The sequence below is a fragment of the Sphingomonas sp. genome, assembly GCF_964263785.1.
In the GTDB taxonomy this organism is placed as follows: domain Bacteria; phylum Pseudomonadota; class Alphaproteobacteria; order Sphingomonadales; family Sphingomonadaceae; genus Sphingomonas.
Genome location: NZ_CAXVWL010000078.1, coordinates 1 through 6893 on the forward strand (window position 1 = coordinate 1; position 6893 = coordinate 6893).

6 protein-coding genes are annotated in these 6893 nt (G+C 71.2%); 2 read left to right on the forward strand and 4 right to left on the reverse strand.

The features are described 5' to 3' along the window. Window positions 1-135 precede the first annotated feature (135 nt). A complete protein-coding gene (locus tag ACE5C1_RS10720; protein WP_374944066.1) occupies window positions 136-918 on the reverse strand; it encodes an SDR family oxidoreductase in 783 nt (260 codons plus the stop codon). 52 nt (window positions 919-970) lie between these two features. On the opposite strand from ACE5C1_RS10720, the gene ACE5C1_RS10725 reads away from it, so the two are divergent. Continuing rightward, window positions 971-1732, forward strand: coding sequence for an ABC transporter ATP-binding protein (locus ACE5C1_RS10725; protein WP_374944067.1), 762 nt, complete (start codon window positions 971-973; stop codon window positions 1730-1732). After that, window positions 1729-3252, forward strand: coding sequence for an ABC transporter permease/substrate-binding protein (locus tag ACE5C1_RS10730; protein WP_374944068.1), 1524 nt, complete (start codon window positions 1729-1731; stop codon window positions 3250-3252). The genes ACE5C1_RS10725 and ACE5C1_RS10730 overlap by 4 nt, the downstream gene beginning before the upstream one ends. A gap of 3 nt (window positions 3253-3255) precedes the next feature. Here the strand turns inward: ACE5C1_RS10730 and ACE5C1_RS10735 are convergent, their stop codons facing one another. From ACE5C1_RS10735 to ACE5C1_RS10745, 3 genes are all read right to left on the reverse strand, one after another. Further along, the gene (locus tag ACE5C1_RS10735) at window positions 3256-5856 is read right to left on the reverse strand and encodes a TonB-dependent receptor (RefSeq protein ID WP_374944069.1); all 2601 of its coding nucleotides are present in this window, start codon (window positions 5854-5856) and stop codon (window positions 3256-3258) included. 77 nt (window positions 5857-5933) lie between these two features. After that, window positions 5934-6431 (reverse strand): hypothetical protein, encoded by a 498-nt coding sequence (locus ACE5C1_RS10740; protein WP_374944070.1) that lies wholly within the window; start codon window positions 6429-6431, stop codon window positions 5934-5936. A gap of 58 nt (window positions 6432-6489) precedes the next feature. After that, window positions 6490-6893, reverse strand: a 404-nt coding sequence (locus ACE5C1_RS10745; protein ID WP_374944071.1) for a DNA-processing protein DprA, incomplete at its 5' end; no start/stop codon positions are given.

Genomic DNA, 6893 nt, shown 5'->3' on the forward strand with positions numbered 1-6893 from the left:
CGCGTGTTTCGGGGCGGCCCCGGCCCACTCCCCCCCCGGGCCACCCATCTGGATACCGTGTGGGTCGCGGGGTGGGGGCGTGGGCCGGTGCCGCAAAACGCGCCCTCAGCGCGTTTTCAAACAAGCTCTGAACCGCTACTCCGTGGTTCCGAAGCCGCGCTGCATCCGCTTGCGCAGGCGGCCGGGCATCCAGCGCGCCGCGAACGCCAGCCGCCGCGCGGTCGCACCGACATAGGTCAGGACGCGGTCGTTGTGGACCGCGTCCCACGCCGCCTGCGCCACCGCATCCGCGCTGGTCAGCTCCAGCCCCGCGCCGATCACGGCCTCGCGGATCGACCGGTTCGAGCCCTGCGGCGCCCCGTCGAGCAACGGCGTGTCGATGAAGCCGGGCACCAGCGCGCGCACCTTGATGCCCTGCGCATGCCATTCGCCGTCGAGCGCCTCGGTCAGCGCGCGCACCGCGAACTTGGTGGCCGAATAGGTCGCGAGCCCCGCCGACCCATAGATCGCCGACGCCGACGCGGTGTTGAGCAGGCACGATCCGGGCGTCTTGGCCAGATACGCATGGCCGATCCGCGCGCCGTTCAGCACTCCCATCAGGTTGACGGCCACGACCCGGTCGATCTCGTCGAACCCCATTGCCTCGAACGGGCCGCCCGCGGGGATGCCGGCGTTGTTGAACAGCACGTCGAGCCGCCCGCTCGCCGCGGTGAACGCATCCAGCGCCGCCACCCACGCCTCGCGGTCGCGGACGTCCATGACGTAGGTCGCGGCGTCCGCGTCGATCGACGCCGCGGTCTGCGCCAATCCGCCTGCATCGACATCCGCCAGCCCCACGCGCCAGCCCTTGGCGGCGAACAACTGCGCGGTCGCCCGCCCGATCCCCGATCCGCCGCCGGTGATGAAGATCGCCTGCATGCTTGCTCCCGCCGTTTGCCTTCGCGCGTCGCATCCCCCATCGTCGCACGCGATGCAATCGATCACCTTCGACGCGGTCACCAAGTGCTATGGCGACACACGCGCGATCGATGGCGTGTCGTTGCAAGTCGCAGGCGGCAGCTTCGTCGCGCTGGTCGGCACGTCGGGATCGGGCAAGTCGACGCTGCTCAAGACCGTCAACCGGCTGGTCGTGCCCGACGAGGGCCGGGTGATGCTCGATATGCGCGATGTTAGAGAAGATACGGCGCCGGCACTGCGCCGCCGGGTCGGCTACGTCTTCCAGTCGATCGGCTTGTTCCCGCACATGACCGTTGCCGAGAATATCGCGATCGGCCTGCGCATCGCCGGGCGGCCTGAGGACGGCGTCGTCGCGGAACTGCTCGACCTGGTCGAACTCCCGCGCGACGCCGCCGGGCGGATGCCCGATGCGCTGTCGGGCGGGCAGCGCCAGCGGGTCGGCATCGCCCGCGCGCTCGCGCCCGGCGCCAAGCTGCTGCTGCTCGACGAGGCGCTCGGCGCGCTCGATCCGGTCACCCGCGATTCGCTCGGCCGCGCGATCCGCTCGCTCCACGACCGGCTGGGGCTGACGACGATGCTGGTCACCCACGACATGGCGGAGGCACTGCTGCTCGCCGACCGCGTGCTGGTGATGCAGCGCGGGCGCATCGTCGCCGACGCGACCCCGGCCGAACTGGCGCGCGGCGGCGGCGGCGACGCGGCGCAGGCGCTGGTCGCGGTGCCGCGCGTCCAGGCCGATCGGCTGCGCGCGCTTGCCCAAGGACCGACGGCGTGAGCGCGTTCGCCGAAGCCCTCGCCCGCGTGCCGCCGCTGCTCGCCGCGCACGTCCTGCTCTCCGCCTGCGCGCTGGCGCTCGGCATTGCGATCAGCCTGCCGCTGGCTATCGTCTCGGCGCGCAACCCGCGGGTGGCACGGATCGCGCTCGGCTTCGCGAGTCTGGTCCAGACGGTCCCGGCGCTGGCGCTGCTGGCGCTCTTCTACCCGCTGCTGCTGTGGCTCGGGCACGGTATTCCCGCGCTCGGCTTCCTGCCGTCGCTGATCGCGCTGACGCTTTATGCGCTGCTGCCGATCCTGCGCAACGCGGTGGCCGCCGTGCGCGGGCTCGATCCCGCGGTGATCGAGGCGGCTGATGCCGTAGGGATGATGCCGCGCCAGAAGCTATGGCTGGTCCAGGCACCGCTGACCGCACCGGTCGTCGTCGCGGGCATCCGCACCGCCGCGGTGTGGACGATCGGCGCGGCGACGCTGGCGACCACCGTCGGCCAGCCGAGTCTGGGCGACCTGATCTTTGCCGGGCTGCAGACGCAGACGTGGGCGCTGGTGCTCGCCGGATGCGTCGCCGCCGCCGCGCTGGCGTTGACCGCCGATGCGCTGATCGGCGCGATCGAGCACGGCGTCGCGACCCGGCGGCGATGGCTGTGGATCGGTGCGACCGCGCTGCTCGCGGCGGGGGTGCTCGGCGCGACCGCACCGATGTGGTCGCGATCCCAGCCGACCGTGGTCGTCGGCGCCAAGAACTTCTCCGAACAATTCATCCTTGCGCGGCTGATCGGCGCGCGGCTGGAGCATGTTGGCTACCGCGTCGAATACCGTGACGGGCTCGGCTCGGCGGTGGCGTTCGGCGCCGTCGCGGAGGGCCATGTCGATGTCTACGTCGATTATGCGGGCACGATCTGGACCGGCGCGATGGCGCGCAAGGACGTGCCCGCGCGGGCCGCGATGGTGGCGGAGATCAGCCATTGGGCGCAGGCGACGAAGGGCGTGCGCGTGCTCGGCGCGCTGGGCTTCGAGAATGCCTATGCCTTTGCGATGCGCGGGGAGGACGCACGGGCCCGCGGCATAGCGACGTTGGACGATCTCGCGCGTGCCGCGCCGGGGCTGCGGCTGGGCAGCGACCTGGAGTTCCTCGACCGCGCCGAATGGGCGGCGGTGCGCGACCGCTACGGCCTGCGATTCGCGAGCGCGACCCCGTACAGCCCGACTTTCATGTACCGCGCGCTGGCGAGCCGCCGCGTGGACGTGATCTCCGCCTTCTCCTCGGACGGCCGCATCGCCGCCGATGGGCTGCGCGTGCTGAGCGATCCCAGGCGCGCGATCCCCGGCTATGACGCCATCCTGCTGCTGTCGCCCGAACGCGCCCGCGACGCGCGCTTCACCGCTGCGCTTGCCCCGCTGATCGGGCGCGTGCCCGTGGAGGCGATTCGCGCCGCCAACTACCAGGTCGACCGGGACACCGGCAAGCGGACGCCGGAAGCGGCAGCACGGTGGCTGGCGCAGCGTATCGCAGCACCCTGACGTTCAGAAGAACAACTTGCGCACCGACAGCCGCACCGTTCGCCCGAGCGCATCGACATAGCCCGGCTGGAAGTTCACCGGCACCGTGCCGGTCGCATCGGTCACTCGCTGGCGCGTATTCGCGACATTGTCGACACCGAGCACCACCCGCACCCCGCGCGGCCACGGATGCGCCTTGATCAGGTCGAGCCGCTGACCGAGATCGGCGAAGACGCGCAGGTTGGCGGTGGCCAGGCTGCCGAAGTTCAGCGTGCCGACCGAACTCGCCGCCGAGGAGCCGCCCTGCACCTGCGTGGCGCTGCGGTAATTGCCCGACAGCCGCACGCCGATGCCGTTGTTCGAATAGCCTGCCTGCACCTCGACCTCGTGGCGCGACTGGCCGCCGCTGCCGCCGATCGCGTCGCCGTTCAGCAGGTCGAGCACCGGGCCGCCATCGGCGACGGTCACCCGGTCGGTGAAATGCCAGGTGTGATAGGCCGCGAATTGCAGCCGTCCGCCGCCCTGGCCCCCACCACCACCGCCGCCGCCGAAGCGCCCGCCGCCTCCGCCGAAACCGCCCCGGCCGCCCCCGGGCCTGCCCTCGCCGCTGGGCCGTCCGCTCTCACCGCCGCCGCGCCGCCCACCCGGCGGGGTCAGCCCGACGAACGGATTCGGCCCGGTGCCCGCGCGAAACGCCTCGATCTCACGCTGGATCTTCGATTTGAGCGGCAGCGACAGGTTGAAGCCCCAGCGCATCTCGGAGCGTTCGCTGCGCGCGAAATTGATCGGGCGCGAATCGAGCCGCAGCAGATTGCCTGCGCCATCGCGCGTGAAGCGATCGGGGAACGCCGCCTCGATCGCCGCAGTCGCTGCGGGGAAGCTGGCGATCGGATCGTCGGTGCTGGCGGAAACGTAATTGGCGACCAATGTCAGATCGAGCCTGGACCTTGGCTTGATCGTCAGCCCCAGCTTGGTCGTCCGCCGATTGTCCGAGAACAACCCCGGATTGCCGCCGCTCAGCGTCGTCACCGTCGCGGTCGTGCCGCGCACATAGTCGAACACGCGCACGTTCGGCGTCGTCACCTGCGGGTTGCCGAGCTGCTGCGCGCTTGGCGCATCCTCCTGGGTGGTGTGCGAGGCGATCACCCGCACCGCGTCGATCGGCGACCAGTTCGCGCCATAGCCGATCGTTGTCAGCGTGCCGAAGTCCGACAGCCGGTCGACGCCGACATTGCCGTTCAGCGACAACGTCCCGATCGCGCCAAGCACCCCGCGCGCGCGACTGGTCAGCGGCACGTCGACGTTCAACTGCCCATTTGCAGTGTCGCGCGACACCTGCCCGCGGGTGTCGAGCCCGGCACGAAACGAGCGGCTGTCGAAATCGAGCGTGTCGACGCCAAGTCTGAGCGCGGTCGACACATTGCCCGCGGGCAGCGCCACCACCGTCCCGTTGAGCAAGCCGTCTACGCCTGCGCTGCTCGACGTCGAAAAGCCGCGATTGGCCGCACCCTGGCCAATGTCGGCCGGCCCCAGCAGCCCGAGCGGATTTGCCCCCGGATCGCCCGCCGCCAGCCGCGCCTGAAATGCGCTGGCATCGACTCCGGTGTCGGTAAAGGTCCGGCTCTCCACCCGGTCGTAGACGCCGGTGACGGTCCACCGCCAGGCGCTGCCCGCACCGCCGAGACTGCCGTTCACGGTGCTGCCCAGATGCGCGGTCAGCGACTGGCTGCGCTGGCGCAGCGGCTCGCCCGCGTCGATCGCGCGCAGGATCGTGCCCGTGGGCGTCGTCAATGACACCGTCGGTAGTCCGAAGGTGCCGGTGCTGTCGCTGGTCGCGATGCTGCCGTTGAGGCTCGCCTGCGCGGCGCCGAGCGGGCGCGCATAGACGCCGTTGGCGTTGAACGCGCGGGTCGAGGGCAGCAGGGTGCGGAACCGCGTCTGGTCGATCGCCACCCCGCCCTGCCCGACCGCCGCGGCGGTGCCGGTCGCGGTGATGTCGCGCTCGGCTTCGGTCAGCGCGGACGCCGCGTCATATTCGAGGTGCAAGCTGGCGCGGGTGTCGCGCGCGATCTGGACTAGGTCGAGCTCGGTGCTCGGCGCATTGCGGCCGCCTTGCGTGGCCACCCGGTCCTGCACCTCGACGGTGGCGGCGCGGAAGCGGCGGCGCAGGACGAAGTTCACCACCCGCTGATCGGCGCGATAGCCGTATTTCAGCGCCACTTCTTCGGGCAGGATGTCCACTCGCGCGATCGCTTCGGTCGGCAGGTTCCGGATTTCCTGAAAGCCCGATGTGCGCCGCCCGTTCAGCAGCACCACCGGCGCTCCGCCCTGCCCGCGCCCGCTTGTCGTCTGCGGCGTCAGCTCGGTCAGCAGCTCGGCCACCGACGACACGCCATAGGAGCGGACGTCGGCCGGGCTCAACGTGATCTCGGGCGGAATATCGCCGACGACCGAGCCTGGGGGCGTGCGCGATCCGGTGACGACGACGTCGGGACCGCTCGCCTCCTCCTCGTCCGCCTGCTCCGGCGCGGCAGCGGGCGCGGGTGCGGGGACCGGCGCAGGCGCCACCTGCGCCACCACCGCCACCGGCGCAATCACCGCCACGATCGCCAAAGCTGTACGCATACCCGTTCCGTCCGCTCGTTGAGGATCGAGCGCCTAGACACCAATTGTCGCAGGATTGTGCCCGCCGGATGCGCTGCTCAGGCAGCGGCGCCGGAATGCCGCTCGGGAGTCCAGCGAAAGACCGACGTCACGAGGCGCGCGGTCATCGCGGCGCCGACGGCGACGCCGGTCGCCGTCGCGATGGCGGCCTGTTCTGGGATCAGTGCCGCCCAGGCACCGCACGCGAAGCGCGCCACGAATACCGCCATGTACAGGATCAGCGGGAGCCAGGACCCCGGCTGGCGTACGCGCCCTCCGGTCAGGCGGATGCCACGCGCCTCGGGCAGAACCATCGCGCTGAGCACGCCCAACAGCGCACCGCCGAACCACGCAGACGCGGCGACCCCTGGCCCCGCGCGATGCGACAACGCAATCGCCCCGACAATGCTCCAGGCGAGGAACGCGATCGGCGGGATGACAGCGACCACGACCGGCACCTCACGCGTCCGCAATCGTCGCACGCCGAGCACGATCAGCCCGACGAGCAGGACGTATACCCAGGCCGGAGCACCGCCCAGAACCGCAGTGAGGTGCATCGACTAAACCCTTTTCGTCGTTACCATGCCCCGTCGCGTGCCCGCCCGACATGGCAGTCTACACCAGGCTCACCCGCCCGCCCGCATGCCGCTCCAGCCGCCCGCCCAATTCAAGTTCGAGCAGCACCGTCTGCACCACCGCGGGCGCGCGCCCCGATTGGCGGATCATCTCGTCCACCGACACCGGCACCGGCCCGAGCAGCGCGACGACGATGCCGCGGTCGCGGTCGCTCGCGTCCTCGGGCGCCGGGCCCGCCAACCCCCCCCGCCGCGACCCCCCCGCGCGCGCGGCGAACGGGCGGATCTGGTCCAACACGTCGGCGGCACTCTGGACCACAGTGGCGCCTTCGCGGATCAGCGAATTGCAGCCTTGCGCACGCGGATCGAGCGGACTGCCGGGGACCGCCATCACCTCGCGCCCGAACTCGCCCGCCAGCCGGGCGGTGATGAGCGATCCCGATT

What these genes read in the sequence shown, in the direction of transcription:
- ACE5C1_RS10720 (WP_374944066.1), bottom strand. Translation starts at nt 918, where the DNA reads ATGCAGGCGATCTTCATCACCGGCGGCGGATCGGGGATCGGGCGGGCG.
- ACE5C1_RS10725 (WP_374944067.1), top strand. Translation starts at nt 971, where the DNA reads ATGCAATCGATCACCTTCGACGCGGTCACCAAGTGCTATGGCGACACA.
- ACE5C1_RS10735 (WP_374944069.1), bottom strand. Translation starts at nt 5,856, where the DNA reads ATGCGTACAGCTTTGGCGATCGTGGCGGTGATTGCGCCGGTGGCGGTG.
- ACE5C1_RS10740 (WP_374944070.1), bottom strand. Translation starts at nt 6,431, where the DNA reads ATGCACCTCACTGCGGTTCTGGGCGGTGCTCCGGCCTGGGTATACGTC.